Source organism: Solihabitans fulvus, assembly GCF_008386585.1.
Lineage (GTDB): Bacteria > Actinomycetota > Actinomycetes > Mycobacteriales > Pseudonocardiaceae > Solihabitans > Solihabitans fulvus.
This window is the reverse complement of sequence record NZ_VUOB01000126.1, coordinates 1-595: the sequence shown is the minus strand read 5'-3', so window position 1 is coordinate 595 and position 595 is coordinate 1. Positions and strand designations below refer to the sequence as shown.

Annotated in this window: 1 protein-coding gene; it reads right to left on the bottom strand. The window is 70.8% G+C overall.

Annotated features, from left to right (window positions below; translation table 11 throughout):
- Positions 1-68 precede the first annotated feature (68 nt).
- The coding region (locus F0L68_RS40490; RefSeq protein WP_188317109.1) for a transposase at positions 69-595 on the bottom strand (527 nt) is incomplete at its 5' end.

The window sequence follows — 595 nt, the reverse complement described above, 5'->3', positions numbered from 1 at the left end:
CTAGAAGTGTCCTGAAGATCTTGTTTGGCCGTGAGGGCAGATGGGACGGAACCACCCGCCCCTTGTTCTTACCCTGTGGTCAGAACCCAGGCGGTGTCGGTGCGGGCCAGTCCCATCCTGACCAGCCGGCGGAGGTTGAGGGCGGCGGCCCGCAGCCGCAGCCAGGCGTCGTTTTTGATCGTGCCCAGATACCGCAATCGCCGGTTGCCGCCGGCGACCAGCCAGGCGATGACGCGTTCGACCGGCGGCCGCCAACGCCGATAGTCCGCCTGCCAGTCGGGGTCTGTGGCGGCCTGGCGGCGTGCGGCGGCCAGCAGGTCGTGATGGCGGTGGATGGTCAGATGACGACCGCCCTTGGCGGTGGTGCAGCGTCGCCGCAGCGGGCAGTCCCGGCAGCGCGTGCCGAAGTTGGCATTGCGTTGCCCGCCGGTGGAGGGCCGGCTCAACGCGACGGTGTGCCCGGCGGGGCAGCCCACCGTGCCAGCGGTGGTGTCGATGGCGAACTCGTCCAGGGTGAACCCGCCTGCCACCGGTGGGCGCAGCGGAGCGGGCTTGATGACGGGGGTGTGCCCGGTCTGGGCCAGGGCGTGGCGCA